This window comes from Mesorhizobium sp. WSM4837 (assembly GCF_055811435.1).
On record NZ_JBVVQE010000020.1, the window covers coordinates 29,092 to 44,036 of the forward strand.

The window sequence follows — 14,945 nt, forward strand, 5'->3', positions numbered from 1 at the left end:
TTTTGCGACAGTCGCTTTCAACCAAACGTTCAGCCTCATTTTGGAGAGAGGCCATCGAGCAGGAAGCCGAGGCCATTCCTGAAAGCGCCGTCCCAATCATTGTCCAACAGCAGACGAGAGCGTTCGATTGTCGGATAACGTTCGCTGAGACGTGTAAGGCGCTGCTGCGCAGCGGCCCTGTCGTCGTCCGAGAGGTCGAAGCTCGCCCGGGTGATGGTGGCGCCCATCACATAGTTCCAGAGCGACCATATCGCAACGTTCACATCTGCGTCCGCAACGCCGGCTCTGGACAACGTCTTGCTCAGCAGTTCCAAGCGACCGAGGATGTTCGGGCCGAGTGCCCGGCGCGGCAACAGCGTCGCCGACCAAGGGTGGCGCAGCATGCTGGCGCGCCAGTCTTCGAGCACATGAACGACTTCTCCGCGCCAGTCTTGAGCTATTTGCGGCGGTCCGCGATATTCAAGCACCGAGTCGAGCGCCAGATCAAAGACATCCTCTTTGTTGTCGACGTGCCAATATAGGCTCATCACGCCCGAGCCGAGGCGATCGGCCAGCCGACGCATCGTCAATCCGTCGACTCCTTGAGCGTCAAGCAGTTCCACCGCGGTCGCCACGATACGTTCCCGAGAGAGCGGCGGTTCACTGCGCGGCTCCTGCAAGGGCTGGAGCCGCTCATTTATCCCTCGTTTGCTCCGGCCGCTGCGTTTGGTCGCCATCCGTCTTCCTCGCTGTTCAGAACGTCGATTTTGACCGGCAACGCGAACGAATGTCGATCTGAACGATTGACTCGTACGGCGTACCATACGATGACTCGTACGTCGCACGAGTCATCGTATGGGCGATACGGTTAAAGTTCAATAATGCCGGCCGCGAGGCACGTTGCTCGCATAGCCAAGAGAAAATCATGTCACGCGCAATCAAGCCTCTGCTTATCGAAGGGCTAATCATCATGACCATGGGAGTTCCCACTGCCACGACAGCCAATGAGAAGGATCTCAAGCTGACCATCGTCAATCCACAAAACCTCTACGACCCGTCGCCAAATGGCTACAGCACGGCGGTGATCACGCCGCGCGGAGCCCGGGTGGCCTACATCTCCGGACAGGGCGGCCAAGACAGCACGGGAGCCTTGTCGCCCGACTTCGCTGTCCAGGTTGAGCAGGCCTACACAAATTTGCGCACCGCCCTCGATGCGCTCGGTGCGAGGCCGGATCAGGTCGCCAAGCTCACCGTCTTCGTGGTCGATCACGATATGTCCAAGCTTGAGGTGTTGACCAAGAACGTCAAAAAAATGTTCGGTGAAGCGCTGCCGGCGCAGACCCTGATTCCCGTCCCCAAGCTTGCAATTGACCCCATGCTCTTCGAGGTGGAGGCCGTCGTCATTCTGGAATAGTGGTGCAGCTCGCCTTTCGCAATTGTCCAGAGCTTCGCGGAATTACGAATTACGGATCGCGGTAGGGACGCTCAGCAATGGGCGTCCTACCGCGATCAGTAATTAGACGCCATCAACAGCAAAACCGGACAGCCGGCATTTCCGAGATCAGGCCATAATTGGACATTTTGCTGATTTGCCTCCCTGACTGCACTACAACAAGGCACAGATGGTGCTTAACGGGGTCTCCATGATGCGGGCAATCCGATCCGCCTTGGCAATCGTCCTACTATCCGTTTCCGCTTTCGGAGCCGATAATTCTCCTGGAGAGGATGCGATTAGGAGCCTCCTTATCAGACCGGAGACCTGGACGATGTACTTGGAGTTCACGGACGCGGCGATGCCCAGCGACCGAGCCCAGAAGATGATTTGGGAGTACTTTCAGCGTGATCAAAAGGTAATGGGACGCCGGGTCGGCCTCGCATTTGGAGGCTGCGATCTTGAACTCTCGTTGAGAAGCGACGGGTTCAGTTTTCGTTGGTGCCCGCCCCTCGACGCCGGCGGGCCCTCACTCGTTTACGATCCGAGTGATCCACAATACCCCTTCAAGGGTCACGGTCCGCAAAAGATCTGGCTCAAGGCAAACGAATGAAGGAGGGGGGCGCGATGGTGGCGCCCGCCACCCTTCCGCTCATGCCGGTACCGGGTTGTTGCCGGCGCCCAGGCCACTGGAATATCGGTGACAGTGCCCTTTGTCTATTTTGCAATCTAATTGGCACAGCCGTCATCGCGCGTAAGCCCGACCGCATCGCCGAGCAAATTGGCAAGGCCGTGAAAAGGGGAAAACGAGGCAGGCGACGAAGGAAAAATAGTGGGGATCGAGGAGCCGAATGTGATGGCATTGGATCGCGTACGTGCGTTGGTATTCGACGTGTTCGGCACTGTCGTCGATTGGCGCAGCGGCGTGGCGCGCGATGCTGAGCCGTTCCTGAAGCGGCATGGAGCAGGATCCGCTATCCCTACCGCTTTCGCGGATGCGTGGCGTCGCCGTTACTCTCCAGCGATGGAGGAGGTGCGCAGCGGCCGGCGGCCCTTTACACGGCTCGACGTGCTGCATCGGGAGAATCTGGAAGCCATTTTGCAAGAATTCGGGATCGACCCGGCTTCGGTGCCGGCGTCCGAGCTGGACGAACTGAACTTGGCATGGCACCGATTGGAGCCATGGCCGGACGTGGTGGCCGGCCTTACACGGCTCAGGGCCCGCTATATCATCGCGCCGCTCTCGAACGGCAACATCGTCCTCATGCTCAACATGGCGAAGCGGAGTCGCATCCCCTGGGATGCGATCCTCGGCGCCGAAGTCGTGCAAGCCTACAAGCCTGCGCCGGAAGCCTATCTTCGCACCGCTGACGTGCTGTCAATGAAGCCGGATGAGATCTGTCTTGTGGCCGCCCACAATGGCGACCTTGCAGCGGCTCGGGCATGCGGATTGCGAACAGCCTTTGTCCCGCGTCCGACCGAGCACGGGGTGGCGCAGACCACGGATCTGCACCCTGATCAAGCCTGGGACCTGGTGGCCAGCGACTTCATTGACTTGGCTGAACGACTTCAGTTGTAGCACCCCCAGGTTGCTGATCGCCCAGGCGGCAGGCTTTGCTACGCCTTGCGTTCCCAGCGCCGGTCTGAGGTCTGCTGCCAGTAGGTGACTGCGTGGCCGGCTTCCTTCATCGTCTTCCAGTGCGTGCGCGCCGCCTCGAGCTGGGCCGCATCGTGGCCGTCGAACAGGAACACGGCGCGCTCGTAACCGGCAAGCTTCGGCGGCACCGCGCCGTCAACCAGGAAGCGTATCTGCGCCTCGTTCGGATTGTCATGGCTGGTTGTCAAAAGGATCGGCTGCTCGGCCAGATAGGATTCGCGGTCCGTCGCATGCGCCAGGAAGGAATCGTCCCTGAAGGTCCAAAGATGCTGGTCCAGCGCGTCGCGCCGTTCTTCGGAGCCGGTCTGTACCACGGCGCGCCAACCGCGATCGACACTGCGCTCGAGCAGGCCGGGCAACGCATCCTCCAGAGTCGATTCGGTCAGGTGGTAGAACAGGACGTCGGCCATGATCGCGCCTTGAAAGGCCTCACTCCTCATAGTTGTCGCGAACCAGCCGGTCGAGCAGCCTGACGCCGAAGCCGGAGGCCCATGACTGGTTGATCTCGCTGGACGGCGCGCCCATCGCGGTGCCGGCGATGTCGAGATGCGCCCAGGGTGTATCCCTGACGAATCGCTGCAGGAACTGCGCCGCGATGATGGCACCGCCATAGCGGCCGCCGATGTTCTTCATGTCGGCATTTTTCGAATCGATCAGCTTGTCGTATTCGGTGCCGAGCGGCATCCGCCACACGCGTTCCTGCGTCGCCTGCCCGGCGCTCGTCAGCCTGTTCGCCAATTCGTCATTGTTGGAGAACAGCCCGGCATAGTGCTGGCCGAGCGCGACCATGGTGGCGCCGGTCAGCGTCGCCAGATTGACCATGAATTTCGGCTGGAAGCGATCGCTGCAGTACCACAGCGCATCGGCCAGGACGAGGCGGCCTTCGGCGTCGGTGTTGAGCACCTCGATGGTCTGGCCCGACATCGAAGTGACGATGTCGCCGGGGCGCTGCGCATGGCCGTCGACGGCATTTTCCACCAGCCCGATGATGCCGACGACATTGGCCTTGGCCTTGCGCGCGGCCAGCGCGTGCATCAGCCCGGTCACCGCGGCCGCGCCGCCCATGTCGCCCTTCATGTCCTCCATGCCGGAGGCCGTCTTTATCGAATTGCCGCCGGTGTCGAAAGTGACGCCTTTGCCGACGAAAGCAATCGGGCTGTCCTTGGCCTTGCCGCCGTTCCATCGCATGACGGCCAGGCGCGCGCCACGCGGCGAGCCTTGTGCGACGCCGAGCAGCGCGCCCATGCCGAGCTTCTTCATCTCCTTCTCGACCAGGATCTCGACCGCGACGCCGAGCGCCTCCAGTTCGTTGACGCGGGCGGCGAATTCCACCGGCCCCAGTATATTGGCCGGTTCGTTGACCAGATCGCGCGCCAGGAGCACGCCGTCGATCACCGCCACCTCGTCGGCGAAGGCCTTTTTCGCCGACGCCGGGTCGGCGGTGTGGATGGTCACCTTAACCGGCTTTTTGGGCTCGGCCTTGTTGCCGTCGCGCTGGCCGTCGCCATTGTCCTTTTTCGTCTTGTACTTGTCGAAAGCATAGCTGCGCAGAAGAATGCCCGCGGCAAGCTGTGCCGCTTGCCTGCCGCCGACGTCAGCACCCGGCAGATCGAGCATGACCGCCACCTCCGTCGCCTTGCGCAAGGATGCAGCGATGGTGCCGCCAAGCTTGAGCCAGGCATAGTCGTCGAGCGCCGAGACCTTGCCGGCGCCGACCGCCACCAGCCGGTCGAGCGATGTGCCCTCCGGCGCCAGCACTTCGACCAGGCCGGCGAACTTGCCGGAAAAGTCGGCCACCGGAAACGCCCGCTCCAGGGTCTTTGCCGGATCGCAAGCCTTTGCCGCGTCGCCGAGACCGCCATCGTTGGCCGCCAGCATGAAGACGCTGCCTTTTTTGGGCACTGCGAACCTGGCAAAGGCGATCGAAGGTCTCGAAGTCATCATGTCCTGCTTTCGGGAAAGGCGTTGGGTTTTCGGGGGAGTGCCTTGACGAACCAGATATTTGGCTGTTTCCGACCGGAAGCACCACCCCCATTTTCAATCATCGCCCCTGCCTGGCGATCTGCTGCGTGATTGTGTTGGCGCCGATCACGACCGCACCGTGAAAAATCGATTCCTGGCCGGTTTTGCTGCGCAATTCTGTTACTTCTGCTTTCATGCTTGTACCTGTCGCAGCCGCGGCGGCCATGTCGGTGACCGGCGCGACATTTGGTCGTTTTCCGGCATTTGGCAAGACTTTGCCGGAATCCGATCCCATATGGCAGATGGAATCGATGGCGATTCGTCGCGGCACGGCCCCGCTTTACTGCCGCAACCTGTTGTTAACCATTGATGTTCGCCCTTTCTTATCCAATGCCGCCGACACTCCGGCCACCGGAAACAACGATGTGGGACGGGAACCAGATCGAACCGCCAACGGACCGGTTGTGCAGGCGTCGCCGGGCGACTACCTTGTCTGGAGGCATGATGCCGTTCGGCAAAATCGAGAAAAGCCTTCATGAAGGTCGTTGAACGCTACATCATGCGTCGTGCGTTGGCGGTCTTCCTCGCAGCGCTCATCTGGACGCTGGCGATCGTGTGGACGACGCAGGTGCTCGCCCGCATCGATCTCGTGACCGACAGCGGGCAGTCGGCGCTGACCTTCTTCGAGGTCGCTGCGCTGATCATTCCGTCGATCGTCCCGATCGTCGTGCCCTTCGCCCTGGTGGTCGCGGTCGCGCAGACACTGAGCGCGATGAATTCCGATTCTGAGCTTGCCGTCTTGAACGCCGCAGGCGCTTCGCGCTGGACCATCGTCAGGCCGATCATGCTCCTGGCACTGGCGGCCAGTGTTTTTTCGTTCGCCGTCGACAACGGCGTCGACCCCTATGCACGACAGAAAAACCGCGAGCTGGTGGCGTCGTCGCGCGCCGATCTTCTGTCGCTCATCATCCAGGAAGGCACCTTCCACAAGATCGACGACGGCCTGTTCCTGCAGATCGGCCAGCGGCTTCCGGACAACCGCCTTGGCGGCATTTTTGTCGCCGATTCACGCGAAGAAGGCGTCAACCTCATCTACTACGCCAAGAGCGGCGCCATCATCGAAAGTGGCGACGAGCGGGTGCTGATAATGAACGACGGCGTCATCCATCGCAAAACGCTGGCCGGCGATCTTTCGGTCATCCGGTTCACCTCCTATGCCTTCGACCTGTCGGCCTTCATGTCGGCCTCATCGGAGGTATTGCTCTTGCCGAAGGACCGGACGACACAGTACCTGCTCAATCCCAGTCCGAACGACAAGATGTTCCAGAAAAGGCCGAACAAGTACCTGGCCGAGGTCCACCAGCGTTTCTCCGAATGGTCCTATTCACTCGTTTTCGCGCTGATCGCGCTTGCAGTCGCGGGAGACGCGCGCTCCCATCGCGAGGCGCGCATTCATCCGCTGATCACGTCTATCGCGATTGCCCTTTTCGTGCGCTGGCTCGGTTTCTTTGCCGCTGGGAAGGCCGACAACATTCCGCAATACGCCTATGTGGTCTACGGCGTTCCTATTGTGGCCTCCGCAGTCGCGACATGGTTCATCGTCTCCAACCGGACCATGGAACTGCCGGTCGCCTGGGCCGACTGGATGACGAATTTCGCCGGCCGCTTCGGTGACGGCTGGAGCGCCCTGAAGCTCCGCTTCGCCAGGCGCGGCGCTTCTGGCCAAGAGGCCAGCTGATGGGCTGGACACGCTAATGGGCTGGACTCTGGGCAGATACTTCTTCTTCCGCTACGTGACGATCACCATCTGGTTCTTCATCGGCCTCCTGGCGCTTGTGTTCCTGATCGACTTCACCGAGCTTTCCGGCCGCACGACCGGCTTGCCGGGTTTTACCTACGGCACGGCGTTTGCCATCTCAGGATTGCGAATGCCGATGATCATGCTGCAGACGGTGCCGTTCGTCGGCCTGTTCTCGGCGATGGCGACGCTGGTCTCGCTTAATCGCAGGTATGAACTGGTCATCGCGCGTTCCGCCGGCGTATCCGCATGGCAATTCCTGCTGCCGTGCTGCATCGGGGCGCTGCTGTTCGGGGTGTTGTCGGTCGGTGTCATCAATCCGATCGCCGCGTATGCGTTTTCCTGGTCCGAAAAAATCGAAACCCAGCTCCGCTCCGGCAAGTCGAACACCGTCTCGGCTGACGCCGAGCCCTGGATCCGGCAGAAAACCAGTTCCGGCGATACTATCATCGGCGCGCGCGCCATCCTCAATCAAGGCCTGGAGATGGCCGACGCCGCCTTCTTCGTCCTCAACCCGCAAGGCGACATCGTCGAACGCAAGGACGCAGCGCACGCCTATTTGCGGGATGGCTACTGGGAACTGCAGGACGTCAAGGTGTTCCGGGACGGCAACATCCAATCGGTGGCAACCGACCGCATACCGACCGATCTCAAGCCCGAGTTCGTGCAAGAGCGGCTGGCGCGCCCGGAAACCATCCCTTTCTACGATCTGCCCGGCAAGATCGAGGTTGCCCGCTCCTTCGGCCTCAAGGCAAATGCCTTTGCCATGCAATTTGATTCACTGGTAGCGCTGCCGTTCCTTCTCGTCGCCATGACTTTGATCGCCGCAACGGTGTCGATGCGATTTGCGAGGATGGGACAATCCGCGACGATGATTCTGGGTGGCGTCCTGGCCGGGTTTCTGCTTTATGTCGTGACAGTGCTGGTCAAGGCATTCGGCGTGGCGGGATTCGTACCCACAGTCGTCGCTGCGTGGGTTCCGGTTGTCGTGGCTATGTTCTTCGGGGTGACTTTCTTGCTGTACAAGGAAGACGGCTAGTGAGGGGGGCGGTTTTGCGCATCCATAGGCATGCCGATTCGGCGCGCCTCTATGGGGCGAGCGCCTTGGCGTGCCTGCTCGCTTGCGTCGTTCCGAGTATCCCGGCTTTTGCCCAGGATATCAGCGGCATGGCAGCCGACGTTCCCACCGGTTCGCAAATGCTGCTGGCGGCAGATACGCTGGTCTATGACAATGACAACCAGACCGTAACGGCCGTCGGCGGCGTGCAGATCGATTATGGCGGCAACCGCCTCGTCGCCCAGCGGGTAGAATACAATCGCAACACCAAGCGGCTCGTCGCCAGCGGCAATGTCGAGGTCATCAACAGCGACGGCACCAAGATCTATTCGCAGCATGTCGACATCACCGACGATTTTGCCGACGGCTTCGTCAACGCGCTGCGTGTCGAAACCGTCGACAAGACCTATTTCGCCGCCGAAAGCGCGGAACGCATGGGCGGCGTGCTGACGACGTTCCACAACGGCGTCTACACGGCCTGCGAGCCGTGCGAGGACAAGCCGGACAAAGCGCCTACCTGGCGCATCAAGGCCAGAAAGATCATCTGGAACGGCGAAAAGAAGACGGTTCGCTTCGAGAATTCGAATTTCGAGTTCTTCGGCTTTCCGCTCGCCTATCTGCCGGCCTTCGAGATTGCCGACCCGACCGTCAAGCGCAAGAGCGGCTTCCTGATCCCCAGCATCGCTTACAAGAGCGACCTCGGCCTCGGCGTCAAAGTCCCCTATTATTTCGCGCTCTCACCAACCTACGACCTCACCGTCACCGGCAGCGGCTATACCAGGCAGGGCTTTCTCGGCGAAGCCGAGTGGCGCCAGCGCTTCAACAACGGCCAGTACAGTCTGAAGATCGCCGGCATCCGGCAAGAGGATCCCGACGAGTTTATCGACGACGACGGGCGCAATGTCGATTCGGGTGCGGCCGGCGACCCGAACGAGTTCCGCGGCATGATGGGCACCAAGGGCCAGTTCGCTATCAATCCGCGCTGGGACTTCGGCTGGGACGTCCTGCTGCAGACCGACAAGAACTTCTCACGCACCTACGCCATCGAAGACTTCGGCGACAGCGTGCATCGCTCCTCGATCTACCTGACCGGCCTCAACGGCCGCAACTATTTCGACGTGCGCGCCATGCGCTTTGTGGTCCAGGAAGAGGCACTCCCTGACGATCCGACCGCGCGCGCCGGCAAACAGCCCTGGGTGCTGCCCTCGCTCGACTACGCCTACATCCCCGACATGGCGGTGGGCGGCGGGCAGCTGTCGCTCAATATCAATGCGCAGGCTATCAGCCGCGACAGGCTGGATAGGGCCCTTGCCGATCCGAACAACGCTGCGTCCGTCACCAGTGTACGCGGCATCGAGGGCCAATCGGGCCGTCTCACTGCCGAAGCGGAATGGAAGCGCACCTTCACCACCGATGGCGGGCTGCTGCTGACGCCCCTGCTGGCGCTGCGCGGCGATGCCGGCTATGTCAACGCCTCTTCGGGATCGCTCAATGCCATCAATCAGATGGCGTCTAACCTCGGCGTCGACGACGATACGCGATCGTCGCTCGCCCGCTTCATGGCAACCGCCGGACTGGAAATGCGCTGGCCGGTGCTGTTCTCGTCGACCAGTTCCAGTCACATCTTCGAGCCGATGGCGCAGGTGTTCGTGCGTCCGAACGAGCAATATGTCGGCGGCCTCGCTGTTCCCAACGAGGACGCGCAGAGCTTCGTCTTTGATGCCACTACATTGTTCGAGCGCGACAAGTTCTCCGGCTACGACCGCTTGGAAGGCGGCACGCGCGCCAATGTTGGGCTGCGCTATTCCGGCGCCTATGACAATGGCTGGAGCACCAACGCGCTATTCGGCCAATCCTACCAGCTTGACGGCCAGAACTCCTTCGACGCGCCGGACCTGGTCAACGTCGGCGAAGATTCGGGCCTGGAGACCGCGAGCTCCGATTATGTCGGCCTTGTCGGATTCAACAGCCCCGGCGGGCTTTCCGGCTCGGTCAGCGGCCGCTTCGACGAGCAGAGCTTCGAGATTCGCCGCGCCGAGGTGAAGGCAGCCTATTCCGGCCTGCCGATTTCGTTCAGCGCCAAATACGCCTTCATCCAGGCTCAGCCGCTCTATGGTTTCACGACCGATCGTCACGAGGTCACGCTCGGCGCCTCGGCGCAACTTGCTGAGAACTGGCGTGTCTTCGGTACCGGCACCTACGATCTCGAGCAAAGCGTCCTGGTCAAGGACGGGGTCGGCTTTGCCTATAGTGATGATTGCTTCACCTACTTGATGACGTTCTCGGAATCCCGCGACCTGAGCACCAAGGAAGTGTCGCAGAATATCGGTTTCAACCTGTCGTTTCGCACGCTCGGCGATTTCGGCTCGACGCAAAGCTCCTTCAACACTGTCCAGTAGCAGACCACTGGCCAATAACGGACAGGCGGAACGGGCGGCCGGCCAACACACCAGCCCGAAAAATTCAAAGTGTCTTGAGCATACGTCGTGTGTCAAAGTGGACGCACTTCGCAGCTAACGACATCGTTTCGCCGCATAGGGCAGGCACGGGTTCCAGTTCCCTCAAAATGCGATAAAATTGGGCCGCAACCGAGATAGGATTGGGATGCTTTCGATGAGGAAATACCTCTTTTCGGCAGGGTTCGCGCTGCTGGTGGCGGCGACCTCAGCCTCGATCACCATGATGACGCCGCCGGCTTTCGCCAGCCAGATCAAATACGTCGTCAACAACGTACCGATCACCACTGGCGACATCCAGCATCGGGCTGCCTTCCTGCGCCTGCAGCGCAAGAAGGGCAATGCCGCCGAGGAAATGATCGAGCAGACGCTGCGCGTCGCCGAAGCCAAGCGTCTCGGCATCCGCATCACCGACGCCCAGGTCGAGGCTGCCTATCAGCGCTTTGCCACGACCAACAAGTTGCAACTCAAGCAACTCGATGGCGTCATGGCGCAGTCCGGCGTCGGCAAGGAGCATTTCAAGGAGTTCATCCGCTCCCAGATGGCCTGGAACCAGGCGCTGACCGCGCGCCATCGCTCGGAGAGCGGCGGCTCCGTGAGCGAGCAGGACGCAGTCAGGCGCATGCTCGACAAGGGCGGCAACAAGCCGACCGCCATGGAGTACATGCTGCAGCAGGTCATTTTCGTCGTGCCGGCGGCCGAGCGCAGCGCGACGCTGTCCAAGCGCAAGCGCGAGGCCGACGCTATGCGCGCCCGCTTCAACGGCTGCAACACCTCGCGCGAATTCGCCAAGGGCCTGATCGACGTCACCGTTCGCGATCTCGGCCGGATACTGGCGCCGCAATTGCCGCCGGACTGGGCCGACCAGATCAAGGCCACCAAGGTCGGCGGCGCCACCCCCACGCGCGAAACAGACCGCGGCGTCGAGTTCATCGGCATCTGCTCGTCGCGCGAAGTGTCCGACGACAAGGCCGCCCAGATGGTGTTCCAGAGCGAAGGCTCGAGTGGCAAGGACGCCGACGAGCTCTCCACGAAATATGTCGAGGAGTTGCGGAAGAAAGCCCGCATCGTCGAGCGCTGAAGCCGCCAGAGGCAGCGCTGGCGCTGAGCGCCGGTGATCCATCCGGTGTTGGGCCGGAAATCGCCATTGCCGCCTGGCAGGCGCGCGACAGCGCAGGTGTGCCGCCCTTCTACCTTATAGCCGATCCGGCGCTGATTGCCGCACGGGCGCGCCTGCTCGGCGCCGATGTGCCAATCACGGAGACAGTGCCAGCCGAAGCGGAGCGCGTCTTTGAGCGCGCCCTGCCCGTCATGCCGCTTGCCGCCCGCTTCGTCGACGACCCCGGCCGGCCGGACCCGGCCAACGCCGCCGGCATCATCGAGGCCATCGACCGCGCTGTTGACGACTGCCTTGGCGGTCGCGCGGCGGCGGTCGTTACGTGCCCGATCGCCAAGAAGCCGCTCTACGATGCCGGCTTCCGTTTTCCCGGTCACACTGAGTATCTGGCGCATCTGGCGACGCTCCACACCGGCGCACAAGCGATGCCGGTGATGATGCTTGCCGGTCCCGAGTTGCGCACGGTTCCGGTCACCATCCACATTGCAGTGCGCGAGGTGCCGGAAGCGCTGACGACGGAATTGATCGTCGCGACCGCCCGCATCACCGCCGCCGACCTCGAATATCGCTTCGGCATTGCCAAGCCGCGGCTTGCCGTTGCCGGCCTCAATCCGCATGCCGGTGAAGGCGGCGCGATGGGCGCCGAGGACGAGCGCATCATCCGCCCGGCGATCGAAAGGCTGAGGGCGGAGGGCATCGACGCTTTCGGGCCGCTGCCGGCCGACACGCTGTTCCACGCCCGCGCCCGAGCCGGCTACGATGTGGCGCTGTGCATGTATCACGATCAGGCGCTAATCCCGGCTAAGGCGCTGGCGTTCGACGAGGCGGTCAACGTTACGCTCGGCCTACCCTTCATCCGCACTTCACCGGATCACGGCACCGCTTTCGATATCGCCGGCAAGGGCATAGCCCGGACCGACAGCCTGATCGCGGCGCTCAGGCTCGGCCCGCAGGCTTGCGGACATCGGGGCGAAGGCTGCCGCCGCATGAGGCTTTGCATGAGAGCGGTCGCATGAGCATCGACGGGCTGCCGCCGTTACGCGCGGTGATCGAACGCCATGGGTTGCAGGCAAAAAAGGCGCTCGGCCAGAATTTCCTGCTCGACCTCAACCTTACCGGCAAGGTCGCGCGTGCCGCCGGCGACCTGACCGACGCCACGGTAATCGAGGTCGGTCCGGGTCCAGGTGGCCTGACCCGGGCGCTGCTTTCCCACGGCGCGGCTCGGGTCATCGCCATCGAGCGCGACGAGCGCTGCTTGGCAGCGCTCGCGGAGGTGTCAGATCACTATCCGGGCCGTTTGGAAATCATTGCCGGCGACGCGTTGAAGACGGATTTTGCAGCGCTTGCCGAAGGCGCACATGGAGGCAATGGATCTGTGAGGATCGTCGCCAATCTCCCCTACAATATCGGCACCGAACTTTTGATACGCTGGCTGACCGTCGCCGAGTGGCCGCCCTTTTACGCATCGATGACGCTTATGTTCCAGCGCGAGGTGGCCGAGCGCATCGTCGCCCGCCCCGGCAGCGATGCCTATGGCCGGCTGGGCGTGCTGGCAGGCTGGCGGACGGAGGCAAAAATCGCTTTCGACGTGCCGCCGCAAGCCTTCACGCCGCCGCCCAAGGTGGTGTCGTCGGTGGTGCATCTGGTGCCGCGGGCAAATCCGCTGCCCGCCGAAGTCAAGAAGCTCGGCCGCGTTACCGAAGCAGCCTTCGGCCAGCGCCGCAAAATGCTGCGGCAGAGCGTCAAGAGCCTCGGCGGCGAAGCCCTGCTCACCCGCGCCGGCATCGATCCGACGCGGCGGGCGGAAACCTTGAGCGTCGAGGAATTCGTGCGACTGACCAACGCGGTGTGATTGCGCCGGCCCCTAGTCCGTCTTCTCGTCGAGCAGCCCCGAGACGAAATCGAACAGCCCGGGCCGGCGGTCGCGTCTGAGCCGCTCGGCGATGACTATGCCGCGTACCTCGGCGAAGGCACGGTCGAGATCGTCGTTGATGATGACGAAATCATATTCTTTCCAGTGCTCGATCTCGTTGCGAGCGTTCTTCAGACGGGTCTCGATCACCGATTCCTGGTCCTCGGCGCGGCGCTTCAGCCGCGCCTTCAACTCTTTCATCGAGGGCGGCAGGATGAAGATCGAGACGATGTCGGCGCGCATCTTCTCCTTGAGCTGCTGGGCGCCCTGCCAGTCGATGTCGAACAACATGTCGCGGCCCTGTGCCAGCGCCAGTTCGGCCGGCTCACGCGGCGTGGCATAGCAATTGCCATGCACTTCGGCCCATTCAAGCAGTTCGTCCGAATCGCGCAGCCGCTCGAACTCACGCATAGTGCGGAAATGATAGTGGACGCCTTCGATCTCGCTGCCGCGGCGCGGCCGCGTGGTGACGGAGACCGACAGTTCGAGACTGGAATCGCTCTCCAGAAGATTGCGCGCGATCGTCGACTTGCCGGCGCCGGACGGCGACGACAGCACGAGCATCAAACCCCGCCGGCAAATGCGGGAACCCAAATCCCTGGCAACCATAGGCTCCTTGGCGACCATCAGGGTTACTCCAGATTCTGGACCTGTTCGCGAAACTGGTCGACGACCGCCTTCAGCTCCAGCCCTATGGCGGTGATCGCAGCGGCGTTCGACTTCGAACACAGCGTATTCGATTCGCGGTTGAATTCCTGCGCCAGAAAATCGAGCTTGCGGCCGATGGCGCCGCCGCCTGCCAGCAGCACCCGGCCGGATGCCACATGTGTCTTCAGCCGGTCGATCTCCTCGCGGATGTCGGCCTTGGTGGCCAGGAACGCCGCTTCCATATGCAACCGGCTGGCGTCGAGATTGGCGGAGGCATCCATCAGCAGCCGCACCTGCTCGGTAATCCGTTCGCGGATCACCGCCGGCTCGCGCGACGGATCGGCCTCGGCGCGCAGCGTCAGCGCCTCGATAGCGTCGATATGACCGGACAGCAGCGAGCGCAGGGCGGCGCCCTCGCCCTGGCGTGCCTGCTCCAGCCCGCCCAGCGCCACTTCGAGCGCCGAGAGTATCGCGCTGTCAAGCGCCGCCCGCGCCTCTTCGGTTTCGACGGTTTCGGGGATGTCGAGCACGCCGCGCAGCGAAAGCAGCCCGTCGGCTGTCGCAGGCGCTGCGCCGAACATCTCCTGCAGCCGCTGGGCCAGCCCCGCCAGATCTCTCAGGAAGGCCTCGTTGACCACGGGCTGCGCCTGCTGGCCGGGTGCGCGGCCGACGGTCAGCGTTGCCTGGAAATTGCCGCGCGCAAAGCGCTTCTGCACCGTCTGCCTGACGGCCGGCTCAAGCCGCTCGAGGCCTTGCGGCAGCCGCAGCCTGACCTCGACGCTCTTGCCGTTGACCGACTTGACCTCCCAGGCGATCGACGTGCCGTCATGTTCGGCGACGGCCCGTGCAAAACCGGTCATGCTCTGCAAATTCATGATGCCCTTGCTTCCCCCTGGCGCATGATCCCGGAAGCGGTTCCGGGCCAGA

14 protein-coding genes and 1 pseudogene are annotated in these 14,945 nt (G+C 62.4%); 9 read left to right on the forward strand and 6 right to left on the reverse strand.

Going from position 1 to position 14,945, the window contains the following annotated elements:
- Positions 1–35: 35 nt before the first annotated feature.
- A complete protein-coding gene (locus AC0L3D_RS14095; protein WP_287260715.1) occupies positions 36–716 on the reverse strand; it encodes a TetR/AcrR family transcriptional regulator in 681 nt (226 codons plus the stop codon).
- Between the two features lie 188 nt (positions 717–904).
- Between AC0L3D_RS14095 and AC0L3D_RS14100 the strand changes: the two genes are divergently transcribed.
- Positions 905–1,393, forward strand: a complete 489-nt coding sequence (locus AC0L3D_RS14100; protein ID WP_473644705.1) for a RidA family protein — start codon at positions 905–907, stop codon at positions 1,391–1,393.
- Positions 1,394–2,243: 850 nt separating this feature from the next.
- On the forward strand, positions 2,244–2,990 hold the full coding sequence (locus AC0L3D_RS14105) for a haloacid dehalogenase type II (RefSeq protein WP_353682497.1): 747 nt from the start codon (positions 2,244–2,246) through the stop codon (positions 2,988–2,990).
- A 38-nt stretch (positions 2,991–3,028) separates the two neighbouring features.
- Here AC0L3D_RS14105 and AC0L3D_RS14110 read toward each other — a convergent pair whose 3' ends face one another.
- The 3 genes from AC0L3D_RS14110 to AC0L3D_RS14120 all read right to left on the reverse strand — a co-directional run bounded on the left by AC0L3D_RS14110 (position 3,029) and on the right by AC0L3D_RS14120 (position 5,256).
- Positions 3,029–3,478 (reverse strand): DNA polymerase III subunit chi, encoded by a 450-nt coding sequence (locus AC0L3D_RS14110; protein ID WP_091590560.1) that lies wholly within the window; start codon positions 3,476–3,478, stop codon positions 3,029–3,031.
- A 19-nt stretch (positions 3,479–3,497) separates the two neighbouring features.
- Entirely contained in the window at positions 3,498–5,009 is a 1,512-nt protein-coding gene (locus AC0L3D_RS14115) for a leucyl aminopeptidase (protein WP_287260713.1), read from the reverse strand.
- 100 nt (positions 5,010–5,109) lie between these two features.
- Positions 5,110–5,256 carry a hypothetical protein gene (locus AC0L3D_RS14120; protein WP_023800694.1) on the reverse strand — a complete coding sequence of 49 codons (147 nt, stop codon included), beginning with the start codon at positions 5,254–5,256 and terminating at the stop codon, positions 5,110–5,112.
- On the opposite strand from AC0L3D_RS14120, the gene AC0L3D_RS14125 reads away from it, so the two are divergent.
- The 7 genes and pseudogenes from AC0L3D_RS14125 to rsmA all read left to right on the forward strand — a co-directional run bounded on the left by AC0L3D_RS14125 (position 5,255) and on the right by rsmA (position 13,310).
- A complete protein-coding gene (locus tag AC0L3D_RS14125) occupies positions 5,255–5,569 on the forward strand; it encodes a hypothetical protein (RefSeq protein WP_287073990.1) in 315 nt (104 codons plus the stop codon). The genes AC0L3D_RS14120 and AC0L3D_RS14125 overlap by 2 nt on opposite strands.
- Positions 5,566–6,768, forward strand: a complete 1,203-nt coding sequence (gene lptF / locus AC0L3D_RS14130) for an LPS export ABC transporter permease LptF (RefSeq protein ID WP_473627680.1) — start codon at positions 5,566–5,568, stop codon at positions 6,766–6,768. The genes AC0L3D_RS14125 and lptF overlap by 4 nt, the downstream gene beginning before the upstream one ends.
- Before the next feature lie 16 nt (positions 6,769–6,784).
- Positions 6,785–7,867, forward strand: coding sequence for an LPS export ABC transporter permease LptG (gene lptG, locus AC0L3D_RS14135; RefSeq protein ID WP_023800697.1), 1,083 nt, complete (start codon positions 6,785–6,787; stop codon positions 7,865–7,867).
- 128 nt (positions 7,868–7,995) lie between these two features.
- Positions 7,996–10,284 carry an LPS-assembly protein LptD gene (locus AC0L3D_RS14140; protein WP_473477415.1) on the forward strand — a complete coding sequence of 763 codons (2,289 nt, stop codon included), beginning with the start codon at positions 7,996–7,998 and terminating at the stop codon, positions 10,282–10,284.
- A 205-nt stretch (positions 10,285–10,489) separates the two neighbouring features.
- Complete coding sequence (locus AC0L3D_RS14145) at positions 10,490–11,422, forward strand: SurA N-terminal domain-containing protein (protein WP_473644707.1); 933 nt, start codon at positions 10,490–10,492, stop codon at positions 11,420–11,422.
- Positions 11,419–12,448 (forward strand): annotated as a pseudogene (pdxA, locus tag AC0L3D_RS14150) (4-hydroxythreonine-4-phosphate dehydrogenase PdxA). Before AC0L3D_RS14145 ends, pdxA begins: the two are co-directional and overlap by 4 nt.
- 22 nt (positions 12,449–12,470) lie before the next feature.
- The gene (rsmA, locus tag AC0L3D_RS14155; RefSeq protein WP_473587133.1) at positions 12,471–13,310 is read left to right on the forward strand and encodes a 16S rRNA (adenine(1518)-N(6)/adenine(1519)-N(6))-dimethyltransferase RsmA; all 840 of its coding nucleotides are present in this window, start codon (positions 12,471–12,473) and stop codon (positions 13,308–13,310) included.
- A 12-nt stretch (positions 13,311–13,322) separates the two neighbouring features.
- Here rsmA and gmk read toward each other — a convergent pair whose 3' ends face one another.
- Together gmk and AC0L3D_RS14165 are read right to left on the reverse strand one after the other, a co-directional pair.
- Positions 13,323–13,979 (reverse strand): guanylate kinase, encoded by a 657-nt coding sequence (gmk, locus tag AC0L3D_RS14160; protein ID WP_473644736.1) that lies wholly within the window; start codon positions 13,977–13,979, stop codon positions 13,323–13,325.
- Between the two features lie 23 nt (positions 13,980–14,002).
- Positions 14,003–14,893, reverse strand: coding sequence for a YicC/YloC family endoribonuclease (locus tag AC0L3D_RS14165; RefSeq protein ID WP_287174194.1), 891 nt, complete (start codon positions 14,891–14,893; stop codon positions 14,003–14,005).
- Positions 14,894–14,945 lie beyond the last annotated feature (52 nt).